We start from the raw sequence: 15,923 nt of genomic DNA, 5'->3' as shown, positions 1-15,923 counted from the left end.
AGGTCGTCATGTGAAAATACAAAAAGCCGCTCCGACCATTTCCAACCTTCGCGTTGAAGGGAAAATGGATCAAAGCGGACTGTTAAGTTTTGAACGGTGACATGCCCTTAACCACTTAAATGAGATTCTTCAATTCCTCGTTCGACTTGTTTTTCCCCTTTTTTGCGTGCAAAGGTGATTTTGAGGAGTGGTGGAGTAACCAGTGTAGTCACAATGACCATGATCACGACGCTCGTGAAGTATTCCGGATCAAGTAATCCGGAAGCAAGTCCCGTTGAAGCGATAATGAGAGCAACTTCACCTCTTGATATCATTCCTGAACCAATGGCCAGTGAAGATGTCATATTAAATCCGGTCAGTCGTGCACCAGCTCCACCACCGACAAGTTTGGTAATAATAGCGATAAGACTGATAACAACAATAAACCAAATTTGTGAACCCACACCATCAAAGGTGACATTTAAGCCAATACTTACAAAGAACACTGGAACAAAAATTCCGTAGGCGATCGGTTCCAGTTTGGTTTCGACTTCATGTTTGAAGTTGGTTTGGGAGATGGCGATACCCGCGGCAAATGCTCCAATGATTCCAGCAACACCCATCCACTCTGCAAAGTACGAGAAGCCAAAACAAATAATTAATCCCGCAGTAATGACGGTCTCGGTTACTTTCAGTGGTGCCATCCACTTCATGATGCGTGGAACAAGGAACCAGCTGGCAGCGATGATGATCACAAAGAACAACAGCTTTTTACCAATAAGCAAGGAGATCGAAGTGTCTCCTCCACCAGTACCCAGCAAGCTCATCATAACGGCAAGAATGACAACGACCAGGACATCATCAACTACAGCTGCTCCAAGGATTGTTGTACCCTCACGAGAGCTGAGTTGATCCATGTCTTTCAGTGTCTGAACCGAAATGCTGACGGAAGTGGCACAGAATAAAAGTCCAAAGAACAGCGCGTGTGTCTGTGACATACCAAAGGCCATGGCGGAACCGTACCCTCCGATAAAAGGCAAAATAATACCACCGACTGCTACGGCAAAGGCCGCCTTCCAGTTTTTCTTTAATTGCTCCAGATCGGTTTCAAGTCCGGCAATGAACATTAACAGCAATACCCCGATCTCAGCCATATAATGCACGAAATCACTTTGCTGAACCCAACCGAGAATTGCAGGCCCGAGGACGACACCCACAATCAGCTTTCCTAAAACCGATGGTTGACCCAATCTTACGGATAGATCACCAGCAAGTTTGGTAAAGATTAAAATAAGTGCAAGAACCAAAATAAATTCCATAGGTTTACTCCCCTCCAGTAGTAGCGTCTATAGGTTAACCAGCCCAAGGGCGATCCATTCTCAGCTTAAAAAAGACAAAAAGGCACAGAAAGGCATTAGGAAAAGTGCCGTTCTGTGCCTAAAAAAGACAAAGAGGGGCCCTTGGTGACAGGCTCCTCCAGTTTCAACGCGTATGTGATTAATTGCAATAATTATACCACAAATATGGACTTGGGTAAATGGGAGCTGGTTTGGATTTGATTGAAAATAGCCGTAAAGGGGCATTTTATCATGTAGTACTAAGGTTTTTGTTCAGAGTGTTGTCACTTAACAGCCCGGAATTGCCGAGATATAATGATATAGAACATAGAAGTTAGGATATGAGGAGGATTTTGCATTGGGCAAAAATAACAAAGGGGAGCCGAACATTCCATCCCCGACGAGTAATAAAAATTTCGCAGGCATCATTATCACCATTTCCATTCTCGCTAATGTCATTATTTTATTATTGTTCTTCGCACCGTCGATTGGTTACAAAGGTGATGTAACCTTTGATATTACGGTGTTGCCGCGGTTTAATGCCGTGTTTAACAGCTTTACCTTCATCTTCCTGCTCGCAGCGCTTATTGCTATTATCAAGCGGAATGTGAAGCTGCACAAACGATTTATTCTTGCTGCATTCTCAACGACACTGTTATTCCTTGTGACCTATCTGACGTTTCATTACCTCTCACCAGAGACGTCCAAATACGGCGGCGAGGGCATCATTCGTTCGATCTATTTCTTCATTCTGATTACCCATAGTATACTGGCAGCCCTGATTGTTCCATTGGCATTGTTCACACTTGTCTGGGGTTGGACGAATCAATTGAAAAAACACCGCAAAATTGCACGTTGGACGATGCCAATCTGGCTGTACGTCAGTTCTACAGGTGTTGTGGTATATCTCATGATGGCACCATATTATTAATGTAATGAACGTTTCACTGTGCTAATTAGTTTGACTTGCGGGTAATGTTTCCATGGAAGGAGGGTTCACGTTTATGTACAGAGTCGTTTTGATTCGCCATGGACAGAGCATGTGGAATGTAGAGAATCGTTTTACCGGATGGACAGATGTGGATCTGACGACGGATGGTTACGGAGAAGCTCGCAAAGCAGGGAAGATCATGAAGGAACAGGGATTTGATTTTGATTACGCCTATGCATCCGTGCTGAAACGTTCTATCCGAACACTCGATATTGCGCTGGATGAAATGGACCTCATGTGGATTCCCATTACGAAGACTTGGAAGCTGAATGAACGCCATTATGGTGCGCTGCAAGGACTGAACAAACAGCAGACGGCTCTGAAGTATGGGGAAGACCAAGTAAAGGAATGGAGACGATCCGTGAACGTATCTCCCCCGGCACTGGACGAAACGGATGACCGTTATGTGCAGGATCTGGACAAGTACAAGCGGCTCGGATGTACCATTCCTTTTACGGAGAACCTGATGGATACTTCGAAGCGTGTACTGGACTACTGGAATGCGGAGATTAAACCGATGGTGTCTGCTGGCAAAAGAGTGCTGATCTCTGCGCATGGGAACACGCTCCGTTCACTCGTCATGCATCTGGACCAATTGTCCGAAGCAGACGTGATGGCGCTCAATATCCCGACAGGCATTCCGCTTGTCTACGAATTGGATGAAGATCTGCATCCCATCGGACACTTTTATCTGACCGCCGATGGTTCTACCTACAAACATGAAGAGATGACCCATGTGGCAACGCCATCTGATTAAACGGGTGTGTGAACGTTTATGCCTCAACAGAGCAAGTGAAGATGACCGCTGAATTTTAATTCAGCGGTCATCTTTTTTTCTGCGATCAAGCTTGCACTTCGTTTCGTTTTGCTCCCACAGGGTAATTGTCAAACAAGACACGATGTACATTTATCCTGAAGGAGGAGAAGCACATGTCTAAAAGAAGAGGAATTATCATGACGGCTATCGGCGCAGGTGTGACTTATCTGATGAGGAACAAACAAGCAAGAGATAAGTTGTTTAGCACTGTCTCGGGTATGATGAAAAACTCCAATTCGTCGTCCAATGGAACAAGTAAAACTAGACCACGCGTGGAAGTGAAATAGATTGCGATAGTTCGTTTATCGTTGAATTAAAATGATGATCATGAGAAACCTGGAGATGAAGTCGTTCCAGGTTTTTTTGTGCAATCAAAAGCAGTCCATTGCTTTTGTGTGTAAAGCGATTTTTGTCAGCAAGAATGATACAATGGATACTTGCAGAACGTATGAAGGGAGATGCAATATGAAGAAAAATCGTCTGGGTACATCCGAACTGATGGTGTCTGAGATTGGGCTGGGATGTATGTCACTTGGAACTGAAATGGAGCATGCTATGGGCCTGATTCATGAGGCTCTGGATCATGGAGTCAATCTGCTGGATACTGCTGATCTGTACGACGCAGGGCGTAATGAGGAAATTGTAGGACAAGCTATTAAAGGGCGTCGGGACCAAGTCATTGTGGCGACCAAAGTAGGTAATCGTCGTATGCCGGGCAAAGAGGGCTGGTCATGGGACCCGTCCAAAGCCTACATTAAGCAGGCTGTACATGAAAGTCTGAAGCGTCTGCAGACCGATTACATCGATCTGTATCAGCTGCATGGCGGGACCTTGGACGACCCCATCGAAGAGACGATTGAAGCGTTTGAGGAACTGAAGAAGGAAGGACTTATCCGATATTACGGAATTTCCTCCATTCGTCCCAATGTGATTCGGGATTATGTAAAGAGGGCATCCATCGTCAGTGTGATGAACCAGTACAGCATTGCTGACCGCAGAGCGGAAGAAGAAGTGCTGCCTTTGTTGGAACAAAAGGGGATCAGCGTAATTGCCCGTGGGCCCGTAGCTAGCGGTGTGCTAGCCGATTCTGGATCTGCCAAGGCAGACAAAGGTTATCTGGACTACACACCAGAGCAACTATATACCATTCGGCAAGGGCTAAGTCGTCTTGTTACGGATCAACGGAGCATGGCTCAGACGGCTATTCGCTACGCATTATCCCATCCTGCCGTAGCAGCTGTTGTCCCTGGTGCCAGTTCAAGAGAACAGTTGCTGCACAATATGGCTGCTTCGAATTCGCCTGCACTCACCGCTGCGGAAATTCAGGAAATACGAGAGCTTAGTCCCGCTAATCTGTACAAGCAGCATCGTTAACTCGGTCCAGCCTATTTTCAATTGTAACTATACAAGGTACAATGAAGATCAGCCAAAAAAGGAACATAAAAGGGAGAGAAGACATATGGAAAGAATTCAAAGTGAACAGCAGTATTTGGATACAATCAACTCTGATGGTTTTACCGTCATTAAATTTGATACAACCTGGTGTCCGGATTGCAAAAACCTGGATCGTTTTATCGGGGATGTTATCGACCAACATACGGACAAAACCTTCTATGCCCTGGATGCAGAGAAGTTCCAGCCTTTTGCCGAAGAGAATGGTGTACGCGGGATTCCAAGCCTGCTCGTCTTCCAGAACGGCAAGAAAATCGCACATCTGCATAGCAAATGGGCTAAAACACCTGCTCAAATCTCCGAGTATCTGGAGACGCTTGAATCCAAAGTTTAAGCGTACGAAGGCTCAGCAGTTTGTTTAATTAACTTAGCTAAGGAAACCTCTTCTTGTCACGCGACAGGAAGGGTTTTTCTGCTTCATTCCAGCACGCATGATGTGTATTCAAATCTGCATTCGAAGTGGAGAAACAACGCTTGTTTAGAATTTGTTCAGTGCTCCCATGTATACTGTGAGAACAAACTGAATATTTGGAGTGAACAAGACCCATATGAAGAATGAAATTTTTGAGGAAATGCACCAATTAAGTCACAATGATGACCGGAGATATCGATTGTTGATGATTGGAGTAAAACAACTGCTGCAGGAACAAAAGGAGAATAGATATAATCTGCGTGAGAGATTAAAGAGTCGAAAGAAACACCGGAACATTCAAGTAAAAGAGTGGTACTAGCCAGCCTGCATTTCAGAAGTGAACATAAATATGGATGTCCATAATACATAGTAAACCTAGTCGGCATCACCTATGATCCAATCCGGCAGAGAAGGAAGTAATGAAGGGTCAAACTTCTTCTAATTACAGATATTCCTGTCTCTGAAGCCGTTACAGAATCGTGAAGCAACAGAAACGTAGCTCAGAATATAAAATATGGCGGCCTCACTTCCCAAGGGAAAGTGAGGCCGCCATTGATTTTGCCGTTCTATTTACTTGAGTTGTAATGCTTACATCAAAATAATAAAGAACACGGCTGCCAAGACAAAGCGATATACAGCAAAGACGGTCAGGCTCAATTTTTTCAAAATGGACAGGAACGTCTTGATCGCAAGCATGGCGACGATGAAAGCAGCGATGAATCCAATCGCAAAGATTGGGAAATCACTGCTGTTCAGGTGATCGATACTTTTGTAAAGGTCATATCCCGTAGCACCAATCATAATTGGTACAGACACGAGGAATGTGAACTCCGCAGCGGCTACACGGCTTACCCCTGCAATGAGACCGCCTGAGATCGTTGACCCGGAACGGGAGAAGCCTGGCCACAATGCCAAGATCTGAAATATACCCACCGTGAATGCCTGTTTGTAAGAGATATCGTCAACATCATGGGTTGTAATTCGTTCACTCTTACGGCTCCAGCGTTCGGCCACGATCATCAATATACCACCTATAACGAGGCTGTACAGCACTGTTTCCGGACCAAACAAATGTGCTTTGATCCAGTCGCGGAATACAAGTCCGATGACTACGGCAGGAACCATCGCCAGGAAGATATGTCCCAGATTGAGGCGGCGGGAGTAAGGTCTGCTCCCTCCAGTGAAGCGGAACATATCAATGAATTTGTTCCAGTACAGTACTACAACAGCAAGTACAGCTCCGAGTTGAACAACCACCTCAAACGTTTTGACTGACTCGTTGTCCTCTGATAAACCGAGCAAATGGGCAGTCAGGATCATGTGTCCAGTGGAGGATACGGGCAAAAATTCTGTCAAACCTTCGATGATGCCCATAATAATGGATGATATAATATCCAATTCTCTTCCTCCTTGAAATGCAGGTGACAGCATAGGCTGTCCTGCTTGACCATGCCTGTTCATTTGAACAAGGCTATCACCTATTATGATCACAAATGCACTCAACTTCAACTTATGCTTGTAACCATTTGTTTAAAACTATATTGACAAAAACCTAGTTATCCCATAGGATATAAATTAACTGACTGACTGATCAATCGGGAGGGTTACATGAATGACCAAAATCAACGGTTTGGAACCCGGTGAAGAACGGCGGGACCAAATAATACGCATAGCGATGGAGCGTTTTGCAACCCAAGGCTACCATCAGACGAAAATTTCCGATATCGTCCGCGAGGCTGGTGTGGCGCAAGGGACGTTCTACTGGCACTTCAAGAGTAAAGAAGCCATTGCTTCGGAGATTGTCTTAACGGGCAAGGAGGAGTTGCTTGAGGCGATCGGACAAGGGTACCGCAAGGATGCAGGATCGGTAGAAGATATGGTGAAAGCATCGGAAAGGCTGTTCACTGACTTGTTTTTGTTTGCCGCGCAGAATCGCTATTTTATGGAACTGTTGCTCAAAGGCATCGTGACGGAAGAATCCGTACAACGCCTGGTCGAGGAGACACGTAATGCTGTGGAAACTGCGTTTCGTCACAATATGGAACGTGCCATCGAGCTCGGCATGTTGCCTAAGGGCATGGATGTACCGCTTCGAGCAGCGCTATTGGTAAGCATGATTGAAGGCATGATAACACGCTGGTTGTTCGGTTCCGATGAGTTGCACAGCAAGTTCTCAGCCATGACAGCTTCATCGCTGGCAGCTGAGGCAGCAAGCTTTGAGTTTTACGGACTATTAGGCTCGTAAGATTCACATGATTAAACAAATAGCAGGGAATAATGGGTACAACTGCGGTTTAGTCACAATAAAGTAACCCAATGCACATCCAGATTAATACACGACTGAGAGGAAGTTAACGTAATGAACAAAACATATGGATCGAAAACTCGTAAAGGCTGGTCTTTGACAGCAATTCTGCTGATGACCGTGCTGGTACTTAGTGCTTGTGGAAGTAAGGCAACAGACAATGGAAGCACAAATGGTGCACAGGCAAGTAATGAATTGGAGCAGATCAAGTCGGCTGGCGTTATCAAAGTGGGCATGATGGGCACATACGCACCGTACAACTTCCTGAACGATAAGAAAGAAATGGACGGCTACGATGCTGATATTGCACGTGAAGTTGCGAAGCGTCTTGGGGTTGAAGTTGAATTTGTATCTCAGGAGTTCTCCGGTCTGACACCAAGTCTGCAAGCCAAAAAGCTGGATGCCATTATCAGCCAGATGACGATTACCGATGATCGTAAGAAAGTACTGGATTTCAGTGATCCGTATATTACGAACCAAGTTAAAATTATTGTAAAAGAAGATAATAACGATATTACCAAGCTGGAAGACTTCAAAGGAAAAACGATTGGCGTAGGTTTGGGTACAAATGATGAATCATATCTGCGCAATGAAGTATTGCCAAAAGTGGGAGACTTCACGATTAAAACCTATGACGATGTCATCTCTTCACTCAAAGATCTGAATGCTGGTCGGATTGACGCAACAATTAACAATATGTATGCACTGAAACCGATTGTGGATGCCAACGGATTGAATATTAAAGCTGTAGGTGAACCGATTAAGAGTGACCAGGCAGGTATTGCTGTTCGTAAAGACAATCCGGAACTCGTAGCAGCACTGAATGATGCTCTCAAAGGCATGAAAGATGATGGCACGTACAATACCATTTTCAAAAAATGGTTTGGTGAAGAGCCTGCGCAATAACGAACCTGCAAGGCGAAGGGAAGATTTGACCCATGGAACTGGTATTTGAGAATATCCCCTTTTTTCTGAAGGGGGCTTACTATACGCTGTATGTAACTGTGATCTCCATGTTTTTTGCGTTCATCATTGGAGTGCTCGTTGCCATTGCTCGTCTGAAGGGACCGATGTGGCTTAGGTTGATCGCAAGGTTTTATGTATCCATCATGCGGGGAACCCCGCTGCTGGTGCAATTATTCGTCATTTATTACGGATTGGTCGATTATGGAGTGACCTTGGGATCACTCACGGCTGCATGTCTGGGACTCAGTCTGAATGCAGGAGCGTTTCTGTCGGAGACGTTCCGTGGAGCCATTCAGGCTGTACCAAAAGGACAGACCGAAGCTGCATATGCAACGGGAATGACCCCGGCTCAAGCGATGAGACGGATTATCTTCCCGCAGGCTGTGCGCATTGCCATCCCGCCGATGGGTAACACCTTCATTGGCATGTTGAAGGAAACATCACTTGTGGCGGCGATTGGTGTCACCGAGTTATTACGGTCAGCACAACTGCTGGTATCACAATATGCATTGAACATGCCGTTTTATCTGGCCATCGGTGTGATCTACTGGATCATGAGTATCGGCTTCTCGGCCATTCTGGAACAAGTGGAGCGCCGGTTGGCCCGGGCTTACTGATGGGAGGGGAGAAGCGATGATTACAACAACCGGACTTACCAAACGTTTTCAGCAAAATGAAGTACTTACGAACATCGATCTGCATGTCGATGCCAAAGATATTGTTGTATTGCTTGGCCCAAGTGGTTCAGGCAAAAGTACCTTACTGCGCTGTCTGAATGGGCTGGAGGAGCTGTCCGGAGGACAGATCGAAGTCAACGGCATTGTGGTCAACAGCGCAGATCCGCTGCGAGTCCAGCGTGCCCGGGTACTGGAGATTCGTCGCCAGACCGGCATGGTATTCCAGCAGTTCAATCTGTATCCGCACAAGACAGTGCTGGGTAATGTGATGGAAGGTCTTGTTACGGTGAAAAAAATCAAACGTGACGAAGCGGCTGAACGCGGCCGGATTCTGCTGGATCGGGTGGGCCTGTCGGACAAGCAGGATGCGTATCCATCCCGATTATCCGGTGGACAACAGCAGCGGGTTGCCATTGCACGTGCACTCGCGATGGAGCCGGAAGTGATGCTGTTTGATGAGCCCACTTCAGCCCTTGACCCTGAATTGGTCGGAGAGGTACTTTCCGTCATGAAGGAGTTGGCAGAGGAGGGTATGACGATGCTGGTCGTGACGCATGAATTGAAGTTTGCCCGTAATGTGGCGAACAAAATCGTCTTTATGGCGGATGGATCGATTGTGGAAGAAGCAAGTCCACAGGCGTTCTTTGAACAGCCGAAGCAAGAACGCACTCGCCGTTTCTTGCAACAAATTACTGAATTCTAATTACATTACTACAATTTATACTGATTGATACGATCGATTATAGCGATAAGCTGCTGAGTGAAGGGGACGGAATCGATTCTGAAGAAGCGTAGCGCTCGCCTTTGTCTCCGAATATTGTCCTTTGTGAATATAAATCAAAAATATTTGGAGACAACAGCGATCGGAAGAACGAGCTGTACCCGGAACGGAGTTCTGCAAATCGTAAACTATTGTGAGAAAGAAGGATAACATCATGAATGTAACAACCGTATGGAAAGGCAAACGTGCGTTTACTTCCGAAGGACCCTCTGGCTACGCCGTTGGCATGGATGCCACTGCTGCTTATGGTGGTGACAGCAAGGGAGCTACCCCAATGGAATTGTTACTGGCGGGTCTCGGCGGCTGTATGGGAATCGATATTACGATGATTCTGGATGCTTTCCTGGACAAAATTGAGTCGATTGAGATTGAAGCGCAAGGCACACGCAGTGAAGAGATGCCCAAAGGCTTCACATCCATTGATCTGATCTTCAAAGTCGATGGGGATATCCCGGATTATCGCATCTGGAAAGCCATCCAGATGGCTGAGGAAAAATATTGTGCAGTTTCCGCTTCGCTGAACGCTGATATTCATCCTAAACTGATCCTCAATGGGGTAAGTACACCTCGTCCTTAATAGCACACGAACAGATTCTATACTAAGCAGGCACTTCCAATCGTGGGAGTGCCTTTTTTGGCTTTTCTAACCTATCAACAGTTCGTAAGTAAAGTCAGGCTGGATGTTGAATAAGGTTCCAGATGCCCATGAATTTCGTGATAGCCTGATCGATCGTTGCATGAGGAACACCGTCACGGGCTTGGGTAGAGATGCCTTGCATAAAGGTATCAAATACGGTGGTCAGCATGTGTACATTCGTGGAAGCAGGAATTTCACCCACATCCACAGCACGCTGGATGCAATCCTGTAGGCGGTTGCGAGTCAGCTTTCTTTTCTCAGCGGCAATTTCACGGATATGATTGTTTTTGGAAGAACATGTGCTGGCTGACAGCACAATTAAACAGCCAGATGGATGTGTGCTGTCTGTTTGCATTTTTGCGGTACTTCTTAATGTTGTTTCGATCGCTTCTCTTGGTGACAGTGTGAGATCCGAGAAACTTTCCGTCACACGTCCAAACGTATCCATATATCGTTCTACTGCTTCTTTATACAGCGCTTCTTTGGATTCAAAGGCTGCATAGAAGCTGGCTGCTGAAATATCCCCCATGGCTGCTCGAAGCTGAAGTAATGAAGTGGCCTCGAAACCTTGCTCCCAAAAGAGCATCATCGCTTGTAATAGGGCTTCATCCCGATCGAAAATGCGCGGACGTCCCGTTCTTGCCATAAGAGTTCCCCCCTCTTTTTCTTAATTATATACTAATCGATCCAAAAGTCATTGACAAGGTGAGACGGTCTGAATAATATAAGGAATGATCGATCCATAATTCGATTACTTGTTCTACATTAACTTAAAAGGAGCTGCACAGATGTCGAATATATCTTCTCATCGTTTTCCGTGGTTGGGGTTGCTTGCCCTGGCTGTGGCGGGTTTCATAGCCATCATGACTGAAACACTTCCTGCGGGGTTACTGCCGCAAATTAAAGAAGGGCTGCAGATCTCTGAGGCAGGGGCGGGGCAGCTTGTCACCTTTTATGCGGTTGGGTCACTGGTTGCGGCCATACCTGTGGCGCTGCTAACCAGGGGCTGGCGGAGGCGTCCGCTTTTACTTCTGTCCATTATCGGTTTCCTTGTTTTCAACACCATTACTGCCCTCTCGCAAAACTATGTACTGACACTATTCGCTCGTTTCTTGGCCGGTGTTGCAGCTGGTGTCTCCTGGGGCCTAATTGGTGGTTATGCATTACGCATGGTACCTGAGCATCTCAAGGGAAGGGGCATGGCTGTGGCTATGATTGGAACGCCGCTTGCCTTATCATTTGGTGTTCCGGCAGGTACGCTGCTTGGTTCATTTATGGGCTGGCGCTCGGTGTTCTGGCTGATGTCGTTGCTGGCGTTTGTACTGATTTTCTGGGTGCTCTGGAAAGTACCCGATTATCCGGGGCAGTCAGCTGATAAACGTATCTCAGTCAGGCAAGTGTTGTTCACCCCCGGTATCATTCCCATTTTGACTGTCGTTTTGGCCTGGATGTTGGCTCATAATATTTTATACACGTATATAGCTCCTTTTCTCGCCGATGTCGGTATGGAATCCAAGGTTGGACTCATTTTACTTGTATTTGGTCTGATGGCATTGGTAGGCATCTGGATTACAGGTATTTTCATTGATCGGTGGTTACGTATGCTGGTTCTCATGAGCCTTGCGGGATTTGCTTTGATTTCCCTCGTATTAGGTCTTTGGAGTGAGCACGTTGTAATCGTCTTTGGTTCTGTTGCGCTGTGGGGTCTGACATTTGGCGGTGCGGCTACCCTGTTACAGACTGCACTTGCACAAGCTACAGGCGAACAGGGTGTGGATCTCGTCATGCCGATTAATACAACCGTTTGGAATCTGGCTATTGCCCTTGGGGGAATGGCGGGAGGTGTTCTTCTGAATCAATGGGGAGCTTCGTCATTTAACTGGGCCATCTTGGCTTTAACATTGGTGGCTTTGATTGTGGCATGGCGTGCCAAAGGATATGGATTCCGCCCATCTAGGAGTCACTAAACTTCTTTCAGTAGAAAATAATTCCGTAAGCCTGGTCGCCATGTTAATGGCGGCCTCTTCTATTAGAGGTAGGCTGGCTTGTAGCCTGACAATATATTACCCATTGCAATGACAATCCGAATTCTGGCGGTTATGTGGTATGATTAATTCTGAGGACAGGGCATCCTGATCCTGCTGTTTATATGTAAGCGCTTATACAAATGACGGAAGGTGCAGACATGTTGAAAAGGCTGATACGAACCACCAATAATCTCAAATTAAAGCATAAATTGCTCATTTCCTATGTACTGGTTGTCATGATTCCGGTCCTGATTGTTGGTCTTGCTGTGACCAGCTATTTTCGCCAGCAAGCCCTGGACAATGCGATAGGACAGACGATCATCAATGTGGACAAGATCAAGAGCCAGACGGCAACCATGCTGCGTGTACCAACCGATATATCCAATCTTTTAATGTTTAATGCGGATCTCAAGGAGATCGTGAATAAGCGGTACAAGAGCGTTGTGGAGTTAACCTCAGCGTATCTTGCATACAAAGACTTTCAGGAATACAGGCGTTTGTACCGTGAGATAGCCGGCATTCGCTTTTACTCAACTAACCCAACATTGATCAACAACCTCGAATTCATTCCGGTAGACAAGCAGACGGAAGAGAGCTACTGGTACCAACAGGCATTGAAAACAACCAGCATCGGGTGGTTCTACATCCCAGACAAGGAAGATAATCCTGTACACAAGCTCAGCCTGGTGCGCAAAGTACCTTTTGCCGAGTATCGGACAGAGGGCGTGTTGATGATTGTGATCAATCAGGATGAGCTGAACGGATTGTTGCGTCAGGAACAGTTCGAGACGATGATTACGGACGAGCAGGGGTATGTGGTTGCAGCCAAGAATACCGAGCTGGTGGGTAAAACGCTGGATGAGCTTGATTTTGGCGTTGATCTGCAGAATCAGGCGAAAGGCACCATAGAGGGTGATTTCCGGGGGGAACCATCTAATATTGTTATTGATGAGCTGGGCCCTGGATCGAGCATGAACAGCCTGAAGGTGATCTCGGTTTTTGCCACCAAAAATATCGTCAAAGACGCCAACACCGTCAGCTTGATTGGCATGATTTTTATTATACTGGTGCTGGTGATCGCCCTACTATTCGTATATATCATCTCGTTCCTCACTTCGAACCGATTGCTCCGGCTGAGTAAACACCTCAACAAGCTTGCATTAGGAGACCTGAACGTGACTTCACGGATTGATGGAAATGATGAGATTGGGCAACTATCAAGACAGTTCAACTATATGGTGAAAAGTATCAATGAACTCATGACGCAGGTGGTAGAAGCGACCGAACAGAACAATCAATTGGAGATCGCACAAAAAGAGATTAAACTGAAAATGATGGCGAGCCAGATCAATCCCCATTTTTTGTTTAATGCATTGGAGTCCATTCGCATGAAAGCCCATATCAAAGGGGAAGCAGAGATTGCCAACATCGTCAGGCTGTTGGGCAAGCTAATGCGCAAGAGTCTGGAGATTGGCAGTGGAAAAACAACCTTCCGGGCTGAACTAGAAATGGTACGTTCCTATTTGGAAATTCAGAAATTCCGGTACGGCGATCGCCTCGCATTCCAGATTCATATCGATCCCGAGGTGGAGAAGATGTACATTCCGCCTTTGATTATTCAACCTTTGGTTGAGAATGCGATTGTCCATGGTCTGGAGAACAAAGAGGGGACAGTCCGTGTTCATATAAGTATTCGTTTAGTAGAGAACATTGTGCAGATCCGTGTGGATGACAATGGTGCAGGCATAACGCCAGAACGACTGGCTGAGGTGATGCAGTTTATCTGTGGACCGGAGGAACAGGAGAAGAGTCGGATTGGCATGCGTAATGTACATCAACGCTTAACATTGACGTACGGCGAGCCGTATGGATTACAGATTAAGAGTGTATATGGGGAAGGAACAGAGGTTTCTTTCACTTTGCCAGCAGGAGGGGACCAACATGTATAAAGTGTTTTTGGTGGATGACGAACCGAGCATACGTGAGGGACTGACAACCATTATCGAGTGGGAAAAATACGGATTCCAGGTCATCGCTACAGCTGCCAGCGGGCGTGAGGCCATCTCCCGGTTTGAGGAATTGGAGCCTGATCTGACGATTATTGACATTCGTATGCCCGGTATGACCGGGCTGGATGTGATTGAAGAAGTCCGCCGGAATCATCCGGATTCGCACTTTTTGATATTAAGTGGTTACGCGGATTTTGATTATGCCAAAAAAGCCATCAGTTATGGTGTGGATGGTTATCTGCTCAAACCGGTGGATGAAGAAGAGATTATTGGTGAACTGGAGCGTATTGCTACAATCCTGACCCGTGAACGGGAGACAATTGCACGTCATGCTGGTGAAGATACCGTCTATCGGGAGCATCAGATCGAGGCTTTGCTCTTTGACAGTCTGGAGGGTGCGGGTAGCATGGAAGAAGATAGCCTGGGACTGCACTGGCCTCACTATCAGATTGTGCTGCTGGAGCTGCATGTAGCCCCCGACCTGCAACGGGGAAGTGTTATGAAACGCAAACTGATTGAAGCATTTGACCATAAAGACCGAGGCATTGTATTCTCGTTCCATTCAGGTCTGGGGTTGTTAAGTAAGGAAACAATCACATCCGAGTCATCTGCAAGAAATCTGTACAATGAGCTGGAAGGACTGCTGGGAGAATGGGAGGTTCACATGTACGGTGCTGCGGGAGAACCTGTACATTCCACTTCTGAAATTGCGCGGTCATACACACAGGCGAATCGTTTACTCGGGGAACGCTTCTTGTTCACGGAGCAACGCATCATTCTGTGGAATGAAGGCAGCGAAAGCGTTGTTAAGCCAGAAATTGAAGCTGTGGACGGAGCACATGAGCCAGTTGAGGACGAACTTGCGGACAAGCTGTATTATGCGTTAGACATCCGAAGTAGTGAGTCCGTTATGCGAGTACTGGGTGAGATGGAAGAGCGCCTGGTTCCATATCACCGAACAGAGCAAGCGATCAAGACGGCGTTCTCACAGGTATTTTCCCTGGCGTTCAACAAGCTTGCAGCGACGAATCAACATATGCACTCCATTATGCAGGAACATTCGGTTCTGATTAATGAAGTCTATCATCAATTTACGATGTCTGACCTCAAAGTCATGGCAGCGGAACATTTGAATCGACTTATTCAACGTATGGGTGGAGGAAGTAAGGATACTGTATTAAAACAGATGATTGAATTTATCCAGCGTAACCCTGGCGAAAATCTCAAGCTGGAGGTACTTGCTGAAGTATTCAACTATAACAGTAGTTATCTTGGCAAGTTGTTCAAGAACCATACAGGAGAGTACTTTAATGTATTTCTGGACAAGGTCCGTATGGAAAAGGCCAAGGAATTGCTGGATGAAGGACTCAAGGTCCATCAGGTTGCGGCCAGAGTGGGATATGCGAACGTGGACTATTTCCACGGTAAGTTCAAGAAGTATGTAGGTGAATCACCTTCCGCGTACAAACAGGCCAGAAACCAATCATCAATTAAAGGAACGGCTACGGATATAAACGAGGAATAAGTATGGAG

Annotated in this window: 17 protein-coding genes; 14 read left to right on the top strand and 3 right to left on the bottom strand. The window is 46.3% G+C overall.

What is annotated here, in order from left to right; all coding sequences use genetic code 11:
* Positions 1-107: 107 nt before the first annotated feature.
* Positions 108-1,298, bottom strand: coding sequence for a cation:proton antiporter (locus NST33_RS26780; protein WP_221820726.1), 1,191 nt, complete (start codon positions 1,296-1,298; stop codon positions 108-110).
* 376 nt (positions 1,299-1,674) lie between these two features.
* Here NST33_RS26780 and NST33_RS26775 point away from each other — a divergent pair, with 376 nt between their 5' ends.
* The 6 genes from NST33_RS26775 to NST33_RS26750 all read left to right on the top strand — a co-directional run bounded on the left by NST33_RS26775 (position 1,675) and on the right by NST33_RS26750 (position 5,307).
* Complete coding sequence (locus NST33_RS26775; protein ID WP_017692198.1) at positions 1,675-2,247, top strand: DUF420 domain-containing protein; 573 nt, start codon at positions 1,675-1,677, stop codon at positions 2,245-2,247.
* Between the two features lie 73 nt (positions 2,248-2,320).
* The gene (gpmA, locus tag NST33_RS26770; protein ID WP_339179506.1) at positions 2,321-3,064 is read left to right on the top strand and encodes a 2,3-diphosphoglycerate-dependent phosphoglycerate mutase; all 744 of its coding nucleotides are present in this window, start codon (positions 2,321-2,323) and stop codon (positions 3,062-3,064) included.
* A 173-nt stretch (positions 3,065-3,237) separates the two neighbouring features.
* Complete coding sequence (locus NST33_RS26765) at positions 3,238-3,411, top strand: hypothetical protein (RefSeq protein WP_179088546.1); 174 nt, start codon at positions 3,238-3,240, stop codon at positions 3,409-3,411.
* Between the two features lie 178 nt (positions 3,412-3,589).
* Complete coding sequence (locus tag NST33_RS26760; protein ID WP_339305675.1) at positions 3,590-4,498, top strand: aldo/keto reductase; 909 nt, start codon at positions 3,590-3,592, stop codon at positions 4,496-4,498.
* 85 nt (positions 4,499-4,583) lie between these two features.
* The gene (locus NST33_RS26755) at positions 4,584-4,910 is read left to right on the top strand and encodes a thioredoxin family protein (RefSeq protein ID WP_017692202.1); all 327 of its coding nucleotides are present in this window, start codon (positions 4,584-4,586) and stop codon (positions 4,908-4,910) included.
* Between the two features lie 214 nt (positions 4,911-5,124).
* Entirely contained in the window at positions 5,125-5,307 is a 183-nt protein-coding gene (locus NST33_RS26750) for a hypothetical protein (protein ID WP_074096490.1), read from the top strand.
* 269 nt (positions 5,308-5,576) lie between these two features.
* Here the strand turns inward: NST33_RS26750 and bacA are convergent, their stop codons facing one another.
* On the bottom strand, positions 5,577-6,419 hold the full coding sequence (bacA, locus tag NST33_RS26745; RefSeq protein ID WP_339185456.1) for an undecaprenyl-diphosphate phosphatase: 843 nt from the start codon (positions 6,417-6,419) through the stop codon (positions 5,577-5,579).
* 181 nt (positions 6,420-6,600) lie between these two features.
* Here bacA and NST33_RS26740 point away from each other — a divergent pair, with 181 nt between their 5' ends.
* The 5 genes from NST33_RS26740 to NST33_RS26720 all read left to right on the top strand — a co-directional run bounded on the left by NST33_RS26740 (position 6,601) and on the right by NST33_RS26720 (position 10,294).
* Positions 6,601-7,233 (top strand): TetR/AcrR family transcriptional regulator, encoded by a 633-nt coding sequence (locus NST33_RS26740; protein ID WP_221820732.1) that lies wholly within the window; start codon positions 6,601-6,603, stop codon positions 7,231-7,233.
* Positions 7,234-7,347: 114 nt separating this feature from the next.
* On the top strand, positions 7,348-8,199 hold the full coding sequence (locus NST33_RS26735; RefSeq protein ID WP_221820733.1) for a transporter substrate-binding domain-containing protein: 852 nt from the start codon (positions 7,348-7,350) through the stop codon (positions 8,197-8,199).
* Positions 8,200-8,231: 32 nt separating this feature from the next.
* Positions 8,232-8,876: an amino acid ABC transporter permease gene (locus NST33_RS26730; RefSeq protein WP_017692207.1), complete on the top strand. Its 645-nt coding sequence runs from the start codon at positions 8,232-8,234 to the stop codon at positions 8,874-8,876.
* A 16-nt stretch (positions 8,877-8,892) separates the two neighbouring features.
* On the top strand, positions 8,893-9,639 hold the full coding sequence (locus tag NST33_RS26725) for an amino acid ABC transporter ATP-binding protein (RefSeq protein ID WP_076319674.1): 747 nt from the start codon (positions 8,893-8,895) through the stop codon (positions 9,637-9,639).
* Between the two features lie 232 nt (positions 9,640-9,871).
* A complete protein-coding gene (locus tag NST33_RS26720) occupies positions 9,872-10,294 on the top strand; it encodes an OsmC family protein (protein WP_017692209.1) in 423 nt (140 codons plus the stop codon).
* Positions 10,295-10,388: 94 nt separating this feature from the next.
* On the opposite strand, the gene NST33_RS26715 is transcribed toward NST33_RS26720, so the two are convergent.
* Positions 10,389-11,000, bottom strand: coding sequence for a TetR/AcrR family transcriptional regulator (locus NST33_RS26715; protein ID WP_339305673.1), 612 nt, complete (start codon positions 10,998-11,000; stop codon positions 10,389-10,391).
* A gap of 142 nt (positions 11,001-11,142) precedes the next feature.
* Here NST33_RS26715 and NST33_RS26710 point away from each other — a divergent pair, with 142 nt between their 5' ends.
* The 3 genes from NST33_RS26710 to NST33_RS26700 all read left to right on the top strand — a co-directional run bounded on the left by NST33_RS26710 (position 11,143) and on the right by NST33_RS26700 (position 15,915).
* The gene (locus NST33_RS26710; protein WP_339305671.1) at positions 11,143-12,321 is read left to right on the top strand and encodes an MFS transporter; all 1,179 of its coding nucleotides are present in this window, start codon (positions 11,143-11,145) and stop codon (positions 12,319-12,321) included.
* Positions 12,322-12,539: 218 nt separating this feature from the next.
* A complete protein-coding gene (locus tag NST33_RS26705) occupies positions 12,540-14,330 on the top strand; it encodes a histidine kinase (protein ID WP_100529851.1) in 1,791 nt (596 codons plus the stop codon).
* Entirely contained in the window at positions 14,323-15,915 is a 1,593-nt protein-coding gene (locus NST33_RS26700) for a response regulator transcription factor (RefSeq protein WP_339305669.1), read from the top strand. The genes NST33_RS26705 and NST33_RS26700 overlap by 8 nt, the downstream gene beginning before the upstream one ends.
* Positions 15,916-15,923: the final 8 nt, after the last annotated feature.

This window comes from Paenibacillus sp. FSL L8-0435 (assembly GCF_037965655.1).
GTDB lineage: Bacteria > Bacillota > Bacilli > Paenibacillales > Paenibacillaceae > Paenibacillus.
Note: the sequence above shows the minus strand (reverse complement) of the source record. Positions and strands in the feature narration are given on the sequence as shown.